At 45.7% G+C, this 15,768-nt stretch carries 12 protein-coding genes; 6 read left to right on the forward strand and 6 right to left on the reverse strand.

Going from position 1 to position 15,768, the window contains the following annotated elements; translation table 11 throughout:
• The 4 genes from QUB04_RS26750 to QUB04_RS26765 all read right to left on the reverse strand — a co-directional run.
• Nucleotides 1-2,198, reverse strand: a 2,198-nt coding sequence (locus tag QUB04_RS26750) for an AAA-like domain-containing protein (RefSeq protein ID WP_333289110.1), incomplete at its 3' end; no start/stop codon positions are given.
• A complete protein-coding gene (locus QUB04_RS26755) occupies nt 2,198-3,922 on the reverse strand; it encodes an AAA-like domain-containing protein (RefSeq protein ID WP_333289111.1) in 1,725 nt (574 codons plus the stop codon). The genes QUB04_RS26750 and QUB04_RS26755, both read right to left, overlap by 1 nt.
• A 292-nt stretch (nt 3,923-4,214) precedes the next feature.
• Nucleotides 4,215-4,946, reverse strand: coding sequence for a WecB/TagA/CpsF family glycosyltransferase (locus QUB04_RS26760; protein WP_333289112.1), 732 nt, complete (start codon nt 4,944-4,946; stop codon nt 4,215-4,217).
• Nucleotides 4,947-5,152: 206 nt separating this feature from the next.
• Nucleotides 5,153-5,290, reverse strand: coding sequence for a hypothetical protein (locus QUB04_RS26765; protein ID WP_333038037.1), 138 nt, complete (start codon nt 5,288-5,290; stop codon nt 5,153-5,155).
• 111 nt (nt 5,291-5,401) lie between these two features.
• Between QUB04_RS26765 and QUB04_RS26770 the strand changes: the two genes are divergently transcribed.
• The 3 genes from QUB04_RS26770 (at nt 5,402) to QUB04_RS26780 (ending at nt 9,588) form a co-directional block, all read left to right on the forward strand.
• On the forward strand, nt 5,402-8,611 hold the full coding sequence (locus QUB04_RS26770) for a glycoside hydrolase family 15 protein (protein WP_333289113.1): 3,210 nt from the start codon (nt 5,402-5,404) through the stop codon (nt 8,609-8,611).
• A 190-nt stretch (nt 8,612-8,801) separates the two neighbouring features.
• The gene (locus QUB04_RS26775; RefSeq protein WP_333289114.1) at nt 8,802-9,146 is read left to right on the forward strand and encodes a hypothetical protein; all 345 of its coding nucleotides are present in this window, start codon (nt 8,802-8,804) and stop codon (nt 9,144-9,146) included.
• Nucleotides 9,136-9,588, forward strand: a complete 453-nt coding sequence (locus QUB04_RS26780) for a DUF7689 domain-containing protein (protein WP_333289115.1) — start codon at nt 9,136-9,138, stop codon at nt 9,586-9,588. The genes QUB04_RS26775 and QUB04_RS26780 overlap by 11 nt, the downstream gene beginning before the upstream one ends.
• 298 nt (nt 9,589-9,886) lie before the next feature.
• Here QUB04_RS26780 and hisB read toward each other — a convergent pair whose 3' ends face one another.
• Together hisB and fabI are read right to left on the reverse strand one after the other, a co-directional pair.
• The gene (hisB, locus tag QUB04_RS26785; protein WP_333289160.1) at nt 9,887-10,525 is read right to left on the reverse strand and encodes an imidazoleglycerol-phosphate dehydratase HisB; all 639 of its coding nucleotides are present in this window, start codon (nt 10,523-10,525) and stop codon (nt 9,887-9,889) included.
• Between the two features lie 207 nt (nt 10,526-10,732).
• Complete coding sequence (fabI, locus tag QUB04_RS26790; protein ID WP_333101974.1) at nt 10,733-11,509, reverse strand: enoyl-ACP reductase FabI; 777 nt, start codon at nt 11,507-11,509, stop codon at nt 10,733-10,735.
• Between the two features lie 329 nt (nt 11,510-11,838).
• Between fabI and ntcA the strand changes: the two genes are divergently transcribed.
• The 3 genes from ntcA (at nt 11,839) to QUB04_RS26805 (ending at nt 15,737) form a co-directional block, all read left to right on the forward strand.
• The gene (gene ntcA / locus QUB04_RS26795) at nt 11,839-12,504 is read left to right on the forward strand and encodes a global nitrogen regulator NtcA (protein ID WP_006634020.1); all 666 of its coding nucleotides are present in this window, start codon (nt 11,839-11,841) and stop codon (nt 12,502-12,504) included.
• Between the two features lie 77 nt (nt 12,505-12,581).
• Entirely contained in the window at nt 12,582-14,249 is a 1,668-nt protein-coding gene (locus QUB04_RS26800; protein WP_333289116.1) for a DUF3084 domain-containing protein, read from the forward strand.
• Between the two features lie 363 nt (nt 14,250-14,612).
• On the forward strand, nt 14,613-15,737 hold the full coding sequence (locus tag QUB04_RS26805) for a formylglycine-generating enzyme family protein (protein WP_333289117.1): 1,125 nt from the start codon (nt 14,613-14,615) through the stop codon (nt 15,735-15,737).
• Nucleotides 15,738-15,768: the final 31 nt, after the last annotated feature.

Genomic DNA, 15,768 nt, shown 5'->3' on the forward strand with positions numbered 1-15,768 from the left:
CTGCTATGGCCGGTGAGGGTGGCAATCGGTTTTTGGGTTTGCAGGTTCCACAGTTTTATCGTGTTGTCATCGCTTGCGGTCGCCAAGGTTTTGCCATCTGGGCTAAAGGCGACACTCATGACCCAACTGCTATGGCCGGTGAGGGTGGCAATCGGTTTTTGGGTTTGCAGGTTCCACAGTTTTATCGTGTTGTCATCGCTTGCGGTCGCCAAGGTTTTGCCATCTGGGCTAAAGGCGACACTCCTGACCGAACTGCTATGGCCGGTGAGGGTGGCAATCGGTTTTTGGGTTTGCAGGTTCCACAGTTTTATCGTGTTGTCATCGCTTGCGGTCGCCAAGGTTTTGCCATCTGGGCTAAAGGCGACACTCCTGACCGAACTGCTATGGCCGGTGAGGGTGGCAATCGGTTTTTGGGTTTGCAGGTTCCACAGTTTTATCGTGTTGTCATCGCTTGCAGAAGCCAAGGTTTTGCCATCTGGGCTAAAGGCGACACTCCTGACCCAACTGCTATGGCCTTCCAAACTATTGCGCTCTTTGACTTCGGAAACAGCTTGTTGCAGCGTCTCGATCACTAGTCCTTTGATGTCTTTTGTACTCTCGGCTGAAGGATCTAGTTGTTTGAATCCTTGCCCTGCCTTCAATGCTTCCAGCAGTGCTTGAAATGTCTGCTCAGAAATAAATGCTCGAGTGGAAAAAGCACTTTTCATGACCGTATGTGATAACTTATTAACGTGAGAGACTCGGTTGCTGGTAAAAGAAATTGCCCAATTTGCAATTAACAGAGCCACCCCAGCAAAAACCGAGGTTCCAATTGTAATCCATCGTGCCTTTTGCTGTGCCTTGGTTAGCGTCTGATTCGCTTCAGTCAAAAGTTGATTAGCTTGTCTCTGAGCTGCTAAATCTCGTTCAACTTCCCGTTGTTGTAGTTCCCGACTGGCATTTAAAAACTGATAATCTAAATCGCTCAAACTTTTGCCGGCCGCCCAAGTTTGAGCATCTTGCAACGCCTGACCCCGCAACACTCGCGATTCATCTTGGCAATCAGAATCTTGCCAAGCTTTAAAACTTTCGCTGTAAGGGCGGAGATTCGCTAATTCTTTTTCTACCCAATCAAGGTTAAAAATAAATTGATAAATTGGGTTATAAACTTTAAGTTTAGCAGATTTTTTAACTACCAAACCTGTTAATCGTAGTTCCATTTGTTCGGGAGTATCATCAGCCACTATCTGATTGTTTTGTAAAATTTGCTGATATATCCCCAGCAACCGACTTGCACGTTGTTGGCTCCGTAAAATGCGGTTTCTAATCGTCTTTAAATGCTCCGGCTCATCCTGTCCTTCCCAATTCTCAATCACCTTCTTTTCGACTAAATCCGCTACCAAATCAGGGTGAGTCTCGATTAATTCGGAATTCAGATAATTTTTGAGCAATTTACAAACTTTTTGCGTTAAAAATGGCTGTCCCCCAGTCCAAGATAATATCGCTTCTAACAACGCTTGAGAATTTTCTGTTTTAGTTTCTAACCCAACTGCCAAAGGTTGTGCTTCTGCTAATTGAAAACCCGTTAACTCAATTGCCCGCCCGATATTAAACGGAGTGCGAAGGTGATTACTAATTAGATCGGAAGGTGTTGCTACTCCAATCAAAGCAAAGGTTAGGCGGTTATATCCTGGTTTATCTGCACGCTGATTAAAACAATCGCGAATAACGGCAAAAAAGTCATCAATATTAAATGGCAGAGCCAATACACTATCAATTTCATCAATAAATATCACGATAGATTTATCGATTAATTCCAGCAATACCTCTGGAATAAACTTGCTGAAGCGTTGGACGGGAGAGACGAATTCGTTACTTGTCCACCATTCATAAGAATCAAAATGATTATAAAGTTCAAAACTATTTACCAGGGAGTCAATAATTCCAAAATACCACTCTTGAGGCGTAATATCTGACGTGCCAATTGAGGTGATATCAACAGCAGCACAGGCAAATCCTTCTTGCTGCAATCTCGCCATTGTCTGCACCCGCAAGCTAGATTTTCCCATCTGTCGCGAGTTGAGAACGTAACAAAATTCTCCGGCTTTTAATCCGTCATAAAAATCTTGGTCAGCTTGTCTCCTAACATAGGTTGGTGCATCTACAGGTAGGCTACCACCTACTTGATATTCGTAATGTAAATCAGGTTTGTCATTCATTAATCAACTCCCAATCGATCTTTAAAATAAAGGCGGTAGAGATTGCACAGAGGAATTACATCATTACCCCGCAGGTTCACCAAACCCAGACTGCGAAGTTTAAACGCTAGATTTGCTTCTAATCGTACCGGATTGGAACTAGCAATTACTTGTTTCATTGCTGCTTCCAAATTAGGATCGGCTGTGAGGTTAAATAAATGGCGACGTAAATGATCGCCATAAATTCCTTCTTCTGTAGGTGCCATTTGTAAAAATTGTTTTAGGTTCAAAGAACCGCGATCAATTTCATAGAGGGCTTTTCTTAACAGGTAAGGATGTCCGTCCACCATTCCTATCAGTTGTTCAATTTCACGGGCAGACCACTTCAGTTGATGTTTTTGTACTAATTCATTAATTTGTTGATGGTTGAATTCCGGCAACTCAATTGGTAAGCCGACATTAAACGGCGATTGGTTGATATTGAGGGGAATATAAACTTCTTTGGAATGGGAGATGACTAAACGCAGTTTTTTCCAAGCTGGTTCGTTTTTCCCTTTTTCATGCCACGCCCGCAGTAATCCAAAAAATTCTTGGGCAATCTCAGGATACTGAAAAACTTGATCAACTTCATCTAATCCCAAAGTTAAGGGGGAAGTAATGGTTGCCAACAGATAGCGCTGAAAATAGTTGCCGCATTTTTGCTTGCTCCCCATGCCTTGTTTCCAGTAGTCTGCTACTCGATATTCTAAGTTTAATTCATTGGTGATGTCGCCACAGAACCACTGCAACAGCTCATCAAGGTTGGTAAGAAAACTTGCATCAGCAGATTGAAAGTTTAAATACGCAGTTTGATGTCCTTGTTCCCTTGCCTGGTGCAGAATGCGCTGTAATAAAGAGGTTTTTCCCATTTGACGGGGTGCTTTTACTCGGATCAAAGCTCCTGGTTTGAGAATGGTTTGGTAGCAGTCGGATTCGATGGGAGGACGATCGATATATAGCTGACAATCTAAGCTAACAGAACCTTCTGGGTTATCTAAGTTGGAAATTGAAATACCCGGTGAGGTGATGGATCGGGTATTTTCAACCGCAACAGGTGGATCTTCAACATTCTCGCTCACTGCTGGATCTAAAGCCTCTCTCCCTTCCACTGTTGTCTCTACAGGAGAATCAGGCTTTGTCTTCAATACCGGCGTCAGTTCTTCAGGAATGCCGGCCATACTAATACTGGTACAACCCCATTCATAGGCGAATTCGACAGTTCTACCGGCACCCAATGCGTCATAAAATCCTACTGCGAATTCTCTGGCAGCATTATCACCGACGGCTTGGTTCATGCCAATCACATAAGGAATATGGGCAGCGATGGCTTTGGCTTGCACTTCTGAATAACAAGCGTTTAGTACCACACACTCTACTTGATCCTGAAACAGTTTAAAGAGGCCGGCTAATGCTTTTGCATTCACCAGCTTAATTTGTCCTGTGTCATCTTCAAGGGCTAACCCGCCTTCTCCTGCTCCATGTCCGGAAAAATGGACAATTTCTGGATTAAAATCTAAGACTGCTCGCTGCATTTCTCTGGGTGTCACCGCCCACTGTTGCTCAAGTTGAAATTTGTCACGCTTTTTAGAACGTTGCAACCCATCTGCAATTTCTTGAACCTCTTTACCTAAGCGCAGCGGCGTGGAGTTTTTGGGGTTAGCTGCCAAAAACAAGATGGTTTTTTTCTTTCTTGGGGAACTACTCATAAATGGGACTTTTACTAAAGGTGATTCGCTATTACTCCCTTTGGGCCCCAAGAATATCTAGTGAAGAGGACAAGGCTTTGCTGCGGGCTTTTATAGATATTGGCTCGCGATCGCCCCTACAAGATATTATTGTTTTTTCATGCCGATCTACTTACTAGATTAAGTTTACCAGCTCTACGGTAATATACTGTATCATGTCACGTAAATTAACCAGAATTATTGTAAAGACGGGTTCACGCGCGATCGGCAATATCAGCCATAACTCCCGTAAACCCGATTCGATTGGGAACTTTTAAGCTCGAAAATCCCCCAAAGCTTTCAATGCAAATTGTGGCAAAGCTAACATCCTGCGCCAGCGCCAAGGTTCTTGATAAAGCCGATACAACCATTCTAAATGATTGTCGCAAAACCAAGCCGGCGCGCGGGTTTTTGTTCCCGCCCAAATATCGAAACTGCCGCCAACTCCCACCCAAATCGAATCAGGGCAAAGGTGTCGATGTTCGGCAATCCAAAATTCTTGGCGCGGCACTCCCAAGCCTACAAAAATTAGTTTTGGCTGCATTTGTTTGAGGCTTTCACGGAAGTCTTTCTCTTCATCGGCGGAAAGATAACCGTGTTGAGAAGCAATCGACAATCCGTTAACTTTTTGCTGCCAAGTTTTGGCCGCCGCAGCAGCCACTCCTGGGGAACCTCCAAAGAAAAATAGTGGTTCCGAATCAGGCAATTTTCCGGCTTGTTGCAGCAGCGATTCTGCTAATTCAATCCCCGGATAGCGCTGGGCTGGTTTGCCACGCAGCCGCAAGTACAGCACCACTCCCGAACCGTCGGGAATCACGAGTTCAGCAGAGCGAATTACATCCGCTAAGGCCTGATTTTGCTCGGCTTGCATCGCCATTTCAGCATTCAAAGTCACCACATGACTTCCTAACCCTTGATGCAGACGCTCCATCAGCCAACCTGCATAATCATCTAATATGTGAACTGGTAGTCCCAGCACTGAAAATTGTGGGCGCGATCGATCCATATTTTTTTCTTTGAGATTCCTACACACCTAGTTATTTAAATTAGCTTAGATTGGCGATCGCCGCTAGACCAGTTTTGGTCGCAAAAAAGCCGGTTTGTGCCACCCAGAGTCTGTTAAGTCATCGTTCGGTGGCCAGAAACCGGTTTTTTTGTAAGCGACGGATCGCGCAAGTTCATTAGAGTTTGCCAGCCAAGTGCGATCGAGCATTAGCGTTCGATTTTTTTGACAGAGCCGTCGGCGTACCATTCCATCGGTACTAGCTCAATTTTACCATTAATTTTCACTGTAGAGTAGACAACTTTCACGAAAGGGACGCTGTTGTTATTGTGGTTTTGGGTAGACATGGCAATTACCTTTTTGTGTTTGGATAACTTGAGAAATAATCTAATCTCTGATATATTTAAAAGTCTATTCACCGCAAATCTACTCGCATCAGGAAAAAGCAGGAAAACGAAATGGCGATCGCAAAAAACCAGCGGCAAACCAGGTTAGATTATTACTACGAGCAAATCAAAACCATCATCCTCAAGCGCCAGAACCCAATTACAGGTTTGCTGCCGGCGAGTACCGCCGTTAACGCCCACGGCGACTACACCGATGCCTGGGTGCGCGACAACGTGTACAGCATTCTCGCGGTTTGGGGTTTGGGTTTAGCTTACCGCAAAATAGATGGCGATCAGGGCAGGACATTTGAACTCGAACACAGCACAGTCAAACTGATGCGCGGCTTGCTGTTTGCGATGATGCAGCAATCGAGCAAAGTAGAACATTTTAAAAATACTCAGTCGCCGCTAGATGCCCTGCACGCTAAATACAATACTCAAACTGGAAGTATTGTTGTCGGGGATGACCAGTGGGGACATTTACAGTTAGACGCTACATCTATATTCTTATTAATTCTTGCTCAAATGACGGCTTCCGGGCTGCACGTAATTTTTACAATTGATGAAGTCAATTTCGTGCAAAATTTAGTTTACTACATCGGTAGAGCCTACCGCACGCCGGATTACGGAATTTGGGAAAGAGGTCATAAAATCAATCGAGGCAATGCAGAATTGAACGCCAGTTCTGTTGGCATGGCTAAAGCAGCGCTGGAAGCAATAAATGGGTTGGATTTGTTCGGAATTAAAGGCTCTCAAGCATCGGTGATTCACGTTTTGCCCGACGAAATTGCCAGAAGTCGCATAACTTTGGAATCGCTTTTGCCTCGCGAATCTAGTTCAAAAGAAGTAGATGCCGCTTTATTGAGCGTGATTAGTTTTCCGGCTTTTGCTGTTGAAGACCGAGAATTAATAGAACGGACTCGAAATAAGATTATTGACAAATTGCAAGGAAATTACGGCTGCAAGCGGTTTCTGCGGGACGGACACCAAACAGTGTTGGAAGATGCCGATCGCCTGCACTACGAACCCACAGAATTAAGGCAGTTCGAGCACATTGAATGCGAGTGGCCGCTATTTTTCACTTATTTATTGTTGGACGGCATATTTCAGGGAAATCAAGCCCAAGTGCAGGAGTACCAGCAGCGTTTGGAATCTCTAGCAGTTGATCGCTCTGGTTTGCCGCTACTACCCGAATTGTACTACGTCCCCGCCGAAAATATAGAAGCAGAAAAACTAAATCCCCGCAGCCAGCAGCGCTTACCCAATGAAAATATTCCCCTAGTTTGGGCGCAAAGTTTGTATTTTCTCGGTCAATTGCTAAATGAAGGATTAATCGCAGTGGGCGATATCGACCCGCTGGGAAGGCACCTGTCAGTGGGCCCGCACAGAGAACCTTTAGTGCAAATTGCACTGTTAGCTGAAGACGAAGACTTGCAAGCAGAATTAGCCGCTAACGGCATTGCCGCACAAACTCCAAAACAGGTAGAACCAATTCAAGTCCGCCAGACTAAAGAATTATCAGCTATTTACACGCAAATTGGACGCAACGACCAATTAGGTTTAACCGGCCGCCCTGTGCGCCGTCTGCGGAGTTTAACAACTTCTCGGGTGTTTAAAATTCGCGAAGAGGCGATCGTATTTCTCCCCTCCTTTTTGAACAGACAAGAGTTTTACTTAACTTTAGATTACCATTTTTTAGTAGCTCAAATCAAAAGCGAAATAGCTCACATTCACCGCCACTGGTATCAGTTAGGACGCCCTACGGTAACGCTGATGCTGACTCATACGATGCTGGAAACCGGTCGGGAAGCGTTGTTAGAATTAATGAAAGAATTCCGGGATGGACACTGCAACAACACGCCAGTTAAACTCGGAAATCTTAAGCAGTTAATGCTGACCGCTGGCACCGAAAGAATTTATTCCATGCACGATTTTGAATTTACCGAATCTCCGGTGACAGGTGCAGTAGAAACGCGCAGCTATCTAACTTACCATCCTGAAAAAACTTTGCCTTTGGGTCATACGCAAGAATTTAAATTAGAGTGCGAAACTAATACTCAATTCTTGCTAACTAGCCTGCGCGATTCAGAAAACTTGTACGAACACATTGAGTTGCTGCACACGTTAGTTCGCCTTAAGGGATTAAATTTTGATACAGGATTTGGAGGGGCGGAACAAACAGTTAAAGTTGTGGATTTGGTTAACGAAGTTTATACAAAAGCTGGAGAAAGTTCGCAATCAAAAATCCAATGGGCAGTCATCCGCCATGCCGCAGGTTTGCTGGACAAGGTTGATATCAGCTTATCCGATGCGGTGACAGACATTTTGGTACGGCAAAAACAGATTGCTGTGGGGAAAGCCTACAGCGAAGATTCGATAATTTCGCGACCGGGATCTTACACGGAAGTGATGGACAAAATTCGCCAATTCTGCGGAGAAGACATTCGCGATCGAGTTCTAACTCAAGAAGTTCTCATCTACCTTGGTCTGCTAATTAAAGCCGAACCCCAGTTATTTAAAGGCCTGCTGACGCTGAGAGTTAGCTACTTTATTTTGCTCTTAACAAGCGAATTAGCCCGCGAGTTAGGAGTTACGCAAAATGAAGCTTACGAATATTTAATGCAGCTAAGTCCCTTTGAAATCAAAAATCGCCTGCGCCAAGTGTTGACGGAATACGAGGAAATGAATCAAATCCTCAAACAGCAAGAATCCCTGCGCGTCAAACAGCCGGAAAAAGATATTGAATGGGTAGTAGCGCCAGTTTCTGAAGAACCAACCATGCCTGGGGGAGGATGGCGCCGGAAACGGCAAATGGAAGGTACTGTCAATCGCGTACCGAAGGATTTTTATCCGAGTGTTTGGGGACTGCTGCGGCACTGCAAAGGCTTGATAATTGGCGACAAATTAGAGCGGCGCAATCGGTTAGATAGCCATATCATTTTATCGGAAATGACGCCGGGGGAAAAGAATTTCGCGCTACAAATTGAGCATTTGCTGAATAAAATTGTGGCACCCGAATACCGACAAGTCAATATTGAGGCGCTGATGGAGTTGGCTGCGATCGCCCAGCGCAACCCAGAATTGCAAGTAGAAGAATACATCGTTTTAGATGTATTAGTCGGTCACGCAGTGCGGCTGAATTGGCAAGGAAAACACCCGGAAAGAGCGGGTAAATACGACGAAGATAAAGCGGCGGCTTGGCAAGCTTTTTACAATACTTCGCCTTACGTTTGCGCGAGTCATGTACTCGATGCTTTCCGATTCTTGACGAAGTTTGGATAGACAGGAATAAAGCAAGCGTGTCACACTCAAATCGAATTGTAGGGTGCGTCCGATGAAGTTATATAACGATTATCGAGGTTTTCCAATCTGACGCACCTTAGTCAAATCGAATTGTTTATGCTTTAGCTAATTGGCTGAATACTTTGGGAAGGTAAGGTAATATAGATTTATGAAGTAGCGACGGCTTGACATGAAACTACCAGATCGCATCACAACCTATAAATACCCGATTAAAAGTCAGGTAGAACTCGAAGCGGAGTTTAATAGCCTTGCAGAAGAATGGCGTGCCGAGACAAGGATGCTGTCATTAGTTACACAAAAATCAATGCACCCAGCTTATCAAAGAATTATTGGCATGGGACAGCCTGTTGTACCGTTAATTTTTCGCGATCTCGAACAAAAACCAGATCATTGGTTTTGGGCGTTGAGGGCAATTACTGGTGATAATCCGGTAAAACCAGAGCAGCGCGGTCGAATGAAACAAATGGCTCAAGCGTGGATACAATGGGGAAAAGAACACGGTTATGAATGGTAGGCTGGAATATCGCAAACTCTTGAGATTTCCTAATTTAGAGAATACTGAATATGAAGTAACAAGTGAAGAAACAGTAGATTATAATTGCTTTGCTTTCGTAGCTGGTGAAGAGGACTGTAGATGGGACCCGGTAGACCCAGATGGATACTGGCCCGATGGTGTACCAAGAGAGTTAACGTTGGATGCTTTTATCAAGGCTTATCAAACTATTGGATATCAATGTTGCGATAATGGTGACATTGAATCGGGCTTTCAAAAGATAGCAATATACACCTATAACGGTGAACCACAGCACGCTGCAATACAAGAAGAGAATGGTATGTGGAAAAGTAAATTAGGGGATTGGGAAGATATCCAACATGAATTAACAGGGTTAGAAAATCCTAATTATTATGGGGTAGTTCAACAATTTTTAAAACGACCTGTAAATCTACTAAAGTAGAGCGAGTATCTGCAAAAATTTATGCTGTAGTTGCTAAGATATTAATTCTGATTGCACTCCTTATGATACCGAGGAGACGGCAATGCCGTGTCCCTACCCAAAATAATATTGTAGGGACACGGCAGTGCCGTCTCCTAATTTCTGCTAATAATTCCGATGCTACCGGATTTGATATGATTGGGGGCGCTCGCTCTTTTTGTTAACCGCTGATGAACGCTGATGGGAAATGGTGTTATTAATATCATTATTTTGATTTTCAGGTTCGTAGTAGCGCGCAAACGCTACTACAAACCCCATACTACAAAACTCCTTTAGAACTCGGAATCCGAGTAGCGCGCCGCGGATCGATTTCTACCGCCATCCGCAGAGCTCGCGCAAATGCCTTAAACGCCGCTTCCACAATGTGATGAGAATTCCCGCCCTGCAACTGTCGAATGTGCAGTGTCATCTGAGTGTGGTTCACCACCGCCGAAAAAAACTCTCTCACTAATTCAGTATCGTAAGTGCCGATCCGCTGGTTGGGAATTTCCAAACTGTAACTTAAGTGAGGCCGTCCCGAAAAGTCTAGCACTACTTCAATTAAAGCTTCATCCAAAGGTGCGATGAAATGTCCGAAGCGAGAAATGCCCGATCGATCCCCGACAGCTTTTGCTAGGGCTTGGCCCAAGGTAATTCCCACATCTTCGTTTGTGTGGTGGTCGTCAATCTCCAAATCCCCGATCGCCTGCACGTCCAAATCGATCAATCCGTGAGAAGCAATCTGGTGCAACATATGGTCTAAAAACGGAATCCCGGTAGACGCCTTGCAAGTTCCCACACCGTCGAGATTGAGGCTGGCCGTGACATCCGTTTCTAGTGTCGTGCGTTTCACCAAGGCGGCCCTAGCTGGTTGAACTGAAGTTGCAGGAGGCACAGAAGGGCGATCGATTATCTCCATAATTCGCAATTGGTCATTCATTAGTTATTGATAATTAGTAATTGAAGATTACAGCTTGATAAGCGCTAATTCTCAAGTGTTTAGTTAAGAGAATTATGCAAAACTCAAAACTATCGAAAGGGGCGGCTTTTGCATAAAACTTACTTATTAAAGTAAAAGTTTATTGTCTAAACCCGCCCCTACATAACTCAAAACTCTCGACTACCGTTACATTCCCATGATTTCGTAACCGGCATCGACATACAAAACTTGACCCGTAATCCCGCTAGCGAGATTGCTGCACAGAAAAGCCGCAGCATTTCCCACTTCCTGCTGAGTCACCGTCCGCCGCAGCGGGGCAACTTCCTCAACGTGGTGGATCATGTCCAGAATACCGCCAACTGCTGACGAAGCCAGAGTCCGAATCGGGCCAGAAGAAATCGCATTTACCCGAATATTTAACGGGCCGAGTTCAGCAGCCAGATAGCGAACATTCATTTCCAAAGCCGCCTTAGCAATTCCCATCACATTATAGTTAGGAACTACCCGGACGCCGCCCAAATAAGTCAGGGTCACAATACTGCCACCCTCGGCCATCAGCGGTTTAGCAGCAGCACAAAGCCGCACCAGCGAGTAAGCGCTAATATCCAAAGCATTGGAGAAACCTTGGCGCGAAGTGTTGGTGAAATCTCCCGAAAGTTCGTCCTTGCCAGCAAAAGCCAGACAGTGGATCAGGACATCTAACTTGCCCCACTTGTCGGCGATGGTTTTAAAAGTAGACTCAATTTCGCTCTCGTCTTGGACATTGCAGGGCAAATACAGACTGGGATTGAGCGGTTCCACCAGTTCAGCGACTTTACGCTCGTGCTTGCCTTTCTCGTCCTTCAAATAAGTTATGCCGAGGTTGGCCCCAGCTTTGTGGAGCTGCTGAGCGATGCCCCAGGCGATCGAGCGATTGTTGGCAATGCCCGTAACAAGAGCATTTTTTCCGGTCAAATCTATCATCTGTAGTTTATCTAAAAGCAACTTGCACCGTTCTCATTGGCTATATCTGACAACCCCGCCAGTTTAGACACAACTGATTCAGATTTAACTGATTCAGACACAATTGAGACACAATTGAGACACAATTGATATTAATTTTGCTGTGGAGCTACATGGGGGCGGAATTGAAAAAGTTAAGAGAAGGGCTAGATTTAATCATACAGTGCGTGTTTACCTTAATATTAGATGGAAGTAACCGAATCCTTGCATATTGGAGGTTGGGCAGTATATTTACTCAATAAGGTTAATCCGCAAGTTATAAAGTATTGATTAGTACAAAGGATCTAGTCGTGACGCATGATAGACCGCTAGCAGCCGTGTTCCGCCAAATCAGCGGCGGGGCGTTTCCACCCATTGTGGAAACCTTTGAACGGGGCAAGACAATTTTTTTCCCTGGAGACCCGGCTGAGCGCGTCTACGTTCTCATTAGAGGTGCTGTGAAGCTCTCCAGGGTGTACGAAGCAGGTGAAGAAATTACAGTCGCCCTCCTGCGCGAAAATAGCGTATTTGGGGTGCTGTCTCTGATCACGGGACACCGATCGGACAGGTTTTACCACGCGGTAGCCTTTACGCCGGTGGAATTGATCTCGCTGCCGATCGAACAAGTCGAGAAAGCGCTTAAGGAAGACCCGGAATTATCGATGGTGATGCTGCGGGGACTGTCGTCTCGGATTTTGCAAACCGAGATGATGATCGAAACGCTGGCCCACCGAGATATGGGATCGAGACTCGTCAGCTTTTTGCTGATTCTGTGCCGGGATTTTGGCGTGCCCGGTACAGAGGGGATTACGATAGATTTGAAGCTGTCCCACCAAGCGATCGCCGAAGCGATCGGCTCGACGCGGGTAACGGTGACTCGTTTGCTGGGCGATCTCAGGCAAGAAACCATGATCTCGATCCACAAGAAAAAGATCACAGTCCACAACCCGGTGGCCCTAAGCCAGCAATTCACTTGATGCCGAGAAAGTATAGGATTTTGGATTTTGGATTTTAGATTCAATCCAAAATCCAAAATCCAAAATCTAAAATCGGAATGACTGCTGGATACATCCTGGTATTTGTAATTTTAGTGTTGGGGGGTGTGATCGCCACTGTCAGCGATCGCCTTGGGACGAAAGTCGGCAAGGCAAGGTTGAGCTTGTTCAAGCTTCGCCCCCGCGATACTGCTGTTGTTGTGACAGTGATGGCCGGCAGCATCCTGTCAGCAATTACTCTGGGCATTTTGTTTGCTACTAGCAAGCCGCTGCGAACGGGAGTTTTTAGAATAGACGAGATTCAAAAAAGGCTCAACAACGCCCGCAGAGAAATCAACCAAGCCACTCAAGAAAAAAATCGAGTTGAAAGTGAATTAGCTCAAGCCAGAGCCGCTCAAGCGCAAGCTAGAGCCAATTTAGAGCAAATTAATCAATCCCTCCAAGCAGCTAATGCTGAGCAAGCTCGGACGCAAACAAAATTAAACTCGCTGCGGGCCCAGCTCAACAGCGTGCAAGCAGCCAAGTCTAAAACTGAAGAGCAGTTAAGTCAGGTAGAAGCGGCTAAATCTAAGACAGAAGAACAGCTCAGCAGCGTGGAAGCAGCTAAATCCCGCACCGAAGAACAATTGAAACTGGTGGAAACGATTCGATCGACTACACAAGCTCAGCTCGATCGCACCGAGAACCAATTGAAAACAGTTTCTGCTCAAAAAACGACTTTAGGCTCGGAAATCGCCCAACTGCAAGAAGAGCGCCAACAGTTAATCGAGCAGCGAGAGCAGGTAAAAACTCAAATTGCCCAGCGCGATCGAGAAATTGCCCAACGCGATCGAGAAATTGTCGCTCGCAACGAACTAATTGCCCAGCGAGACAAGGAAATTGCCCAGCGGGTGCAAAATCTGGCAGAGCGCGATCGAATAATTGTCGAGCGCGACAAAGTAATTGCCGAGAGGGAAGCACTCCTAGAAACCTTGGCACAGCAACAAACTCAACTCGAACAGCAACAAACTGTCTTGCAGCAACAAGTGCAAATTTTGGAACGCGACTTTCAGGCAATCCGCGAGGGTACAGTTGCCATCAGGCGCGGTCAAATTTTAGCGGCTGGCGTCGTTCGCATTATCGAACCCGGTATGGCAAGTGGCGCGATCGATCGGCTCTTGCAAGAAGCAAATAAAACCACCGTCGAACTGATGCAGCCGGAAAATAAGAAGGCTAAAGAGCAGGTTATTCAAATTACTAAAGCAGAAATCGATCAACTAATTAGTCAGATTAAAGATGGTCAAGACTACGTGGTGCGGATTGTCGCCGGCGCTAATTACCTGCGGGAAGAAAAGCTAATTAAGGTATTTGCAGAAGCAGAAATCAATCGAGTTGTGTTCCGCGCTGGAGATGTGATTGCAGGGGTTGCTGTCGATTCCGTGACTTTGACCGACGAACAGGTGCGGCAGCAGTTGCTGCAATTGATAGAAGCTTGTCAATTTCGGGCTCGCCTGATCGGCGTTGTCGGCGGTAGAGTCCAAGTGGCCGACAATCAGGTTGAAACTTTAGCTGGTTTTATCGAGCGGTTGCAGCAGTACGATAAACCGCTGGATGTTCAGGCGATCGCCGCAGATGTCACTTACATTGCCGGCCCGCTTAAAATAGATTTAGTTGCTCGTGAAAACGGAGTCGTTGTTTTTCGCACCGGACAACAGATTCAAGGCCAAGGAGACTTGAAACTTAGATAATAAGTGCGATCGACTTATCGAATTATTGCAAAAATTTTGGGCGATTGAATTACAATTTTGCTTGACATTTTCGCGCCCTTGACATATCATTAAATCATGGGAATCTGTGTCCCCATATATATAGCAATCGTAGGGTGTGTCGCCACCAAAAATCTGGAAGCACCACCAACAATCTCACAGCGACGCACCGCACCCAATTAGTAGGGTGTGTCGCCACCAAAAATCTGGAAGCACCACCAACAATCTTACAGCGACGCACCGCACCGCTAAGAGCGCAAAGAAAGAAATTAAGAATCGAACTCTGAGATATTGGCATCACAAAACAAAATTTTGCTCAATTAAAAAGCAGGAGCGTGCGGTGTAATGTCAGACAATCAAAATGAACCCAGAGAATACGATGCCGTCCGTGGCGGTCAAAATTCAATTCCTGTCAATGCTGCGGTACTCGGAGGCATTCCTGGTGTTAAAAGCCGCTTAGCCTCACCCATTGTCGAAGTGAGAATCGCCGCCCTCTCCGAAGCACTCAAATATGGAGAAGCTGGCTTAGATGTGATAATGCAAGCCTTGCGCGAGGAATCAATGCAGGTGAAATTGGCTGCCTATTCACTCCTGAAAGATAGAGATGATTTAAAGATAAAACCGCAGTTTCAAGACTATCTCCCTACATTTGAATTTGATGTCATCACAGTGGATGCTGAAGGAAAAGAAAACAGTCGTAGAAAGTCTTTTGCTCATTACTTCCCGGAAGACTTAGGTAATGGAGTTGTGATCGAAATGGTTTACATTCCCGGAGGCACATTTATGATGGGTTCGCCAGAAACAGAGGCAGGTAGCCGGCCTCACGAACGTCCGCAGCATCAAGTAACTGTACCAACTTTTTATTTAGGAAAATACCCCATCACTCAAGAACAGTGGCAAGCAGTGATGGGACATAACCCATCGAAATTTAAAGGTGCGAAACGACCTGTAGAACAAGTAAGTAGTGGGGGTGTGGTATCTTTCTGTCAGAAGTTGTCGGAGAAAACAGGGAAACACTATCACTTGCCGAGTGAGGCCGAATGGGAATATGCTTGTCGGGCCGGTACGACAACAGCTTTTCATTTCGGGGAAACTATTACTCCAGATTTAGTTAATTATCAGGGCTATTATCCTTACGCTTCGGCGCCGAAAGGACTTGACCGCCGAGAAACTACTCCGGTGGGAAGTTTTCCCCCAAATGGGTTTGGCTTGTACGACATGCACGGCAATGTTTGGGAATTGTGTAAGGATTACTGGCATGATAACTACAATGGCGCACCCTCTTTCGGCAGCGCTTGGGACACAACCGGTTGTCCTAATCAAGTGCGTCGTGGAGGTTCGTGGGACTACGATGCGGTCGATTGCCGTGCTGCCAACCGATCCTACACTCTTGCGGGCAACTCGAACAGGAATTTGGGTGTTCGCGTTGCTGCTTTGCTGCGGCTTCCGGTTTTCTCCTCTTCCCTGTGAGGACTCTTCTTTGCCCTTTATCCTGTTTCCC

Origin of the sequence: Microcoleus sp. D2_18a_B4 (assembly GCF_036702475.1) — a bacterium.
Taxonomy (GTDB): domain Bacteria; phylum Cyanobacteriota; class Cyanobacteriia; order Cyanobacteriales; family Microcoleaceae; genus Microcoleus.

Bases quoted from the DNA above. Each gene is read 5' to 3' on its own strand.
- QUB04_RS26755 (WP_333289111.1), bottom strand. From the start codon at position 3,922: ATGAGTAGTTCCCCAAGAAAGAAAAAAACCATCTTGTTTTTGGCAGCT.
- QUB04_RS26760 (WP_333289112.1), bottom strand. From the start codon at position 4,946: ATGGATCGATCGCGCCCACAATTTTCAGTGCTGGGACTACCAGTTCAC.
- QUB04_RS26765 (WP_333038037.1), bottom strand. From the start codon at position 5,290: ATGTCTACCCAAAACCACAATAACAACAGCGTCCCTTTCGTGAAAGTT.
- QUB04_RS26770 (WP_333289113.1), top strand. From the start codon at position 5,402: ATGGCGATCGCAAAAAACCAGCGGCAAACCAGGTTAGATTATTACTAC.
- QUB04_RS26775 (WP_333289114.1), top strand. From the start codon at position 8,802: ATGAAACTACCAGATCGCATCACAACCTATAAATACCCGATTAAAAGT.
- QUB04_RS26780 (WP_333289115.1), top strand. From the start codon at position 9,136: ATGAATGGTAGGCTGGAATATCGCAAACTCTTGAGATTTCCTAATTTA.
- hisB (WP_333289160.1), bottom strand. From the start codon at position 10,525: ATGGAGATAATCGATCGCCCTTCTGTGCCTCCTGCAACTTCAGTTCAA.
- fabI (WP_333101974.1), bottom strand. From the start codon at position 11,509: ATGATAGATTTGACCGGAAAAAATGCTCTTGTTACGGGCATTGCCAAC.
- QUB04_RS26800 (WP_333289116.1), top strand. From the start codon at position 12,582: ATGACTGCTGGATACATCCTGGTATTTGTAATTTTAGTGTTGGGGGGT.
- QUB04_RS26805 (WP_333289117.1), top strand. From the start codon at position 14,613: ATGTCAGACAATCAAAATGAACCCAGAGAATACGATGCCGTCCGTGGC.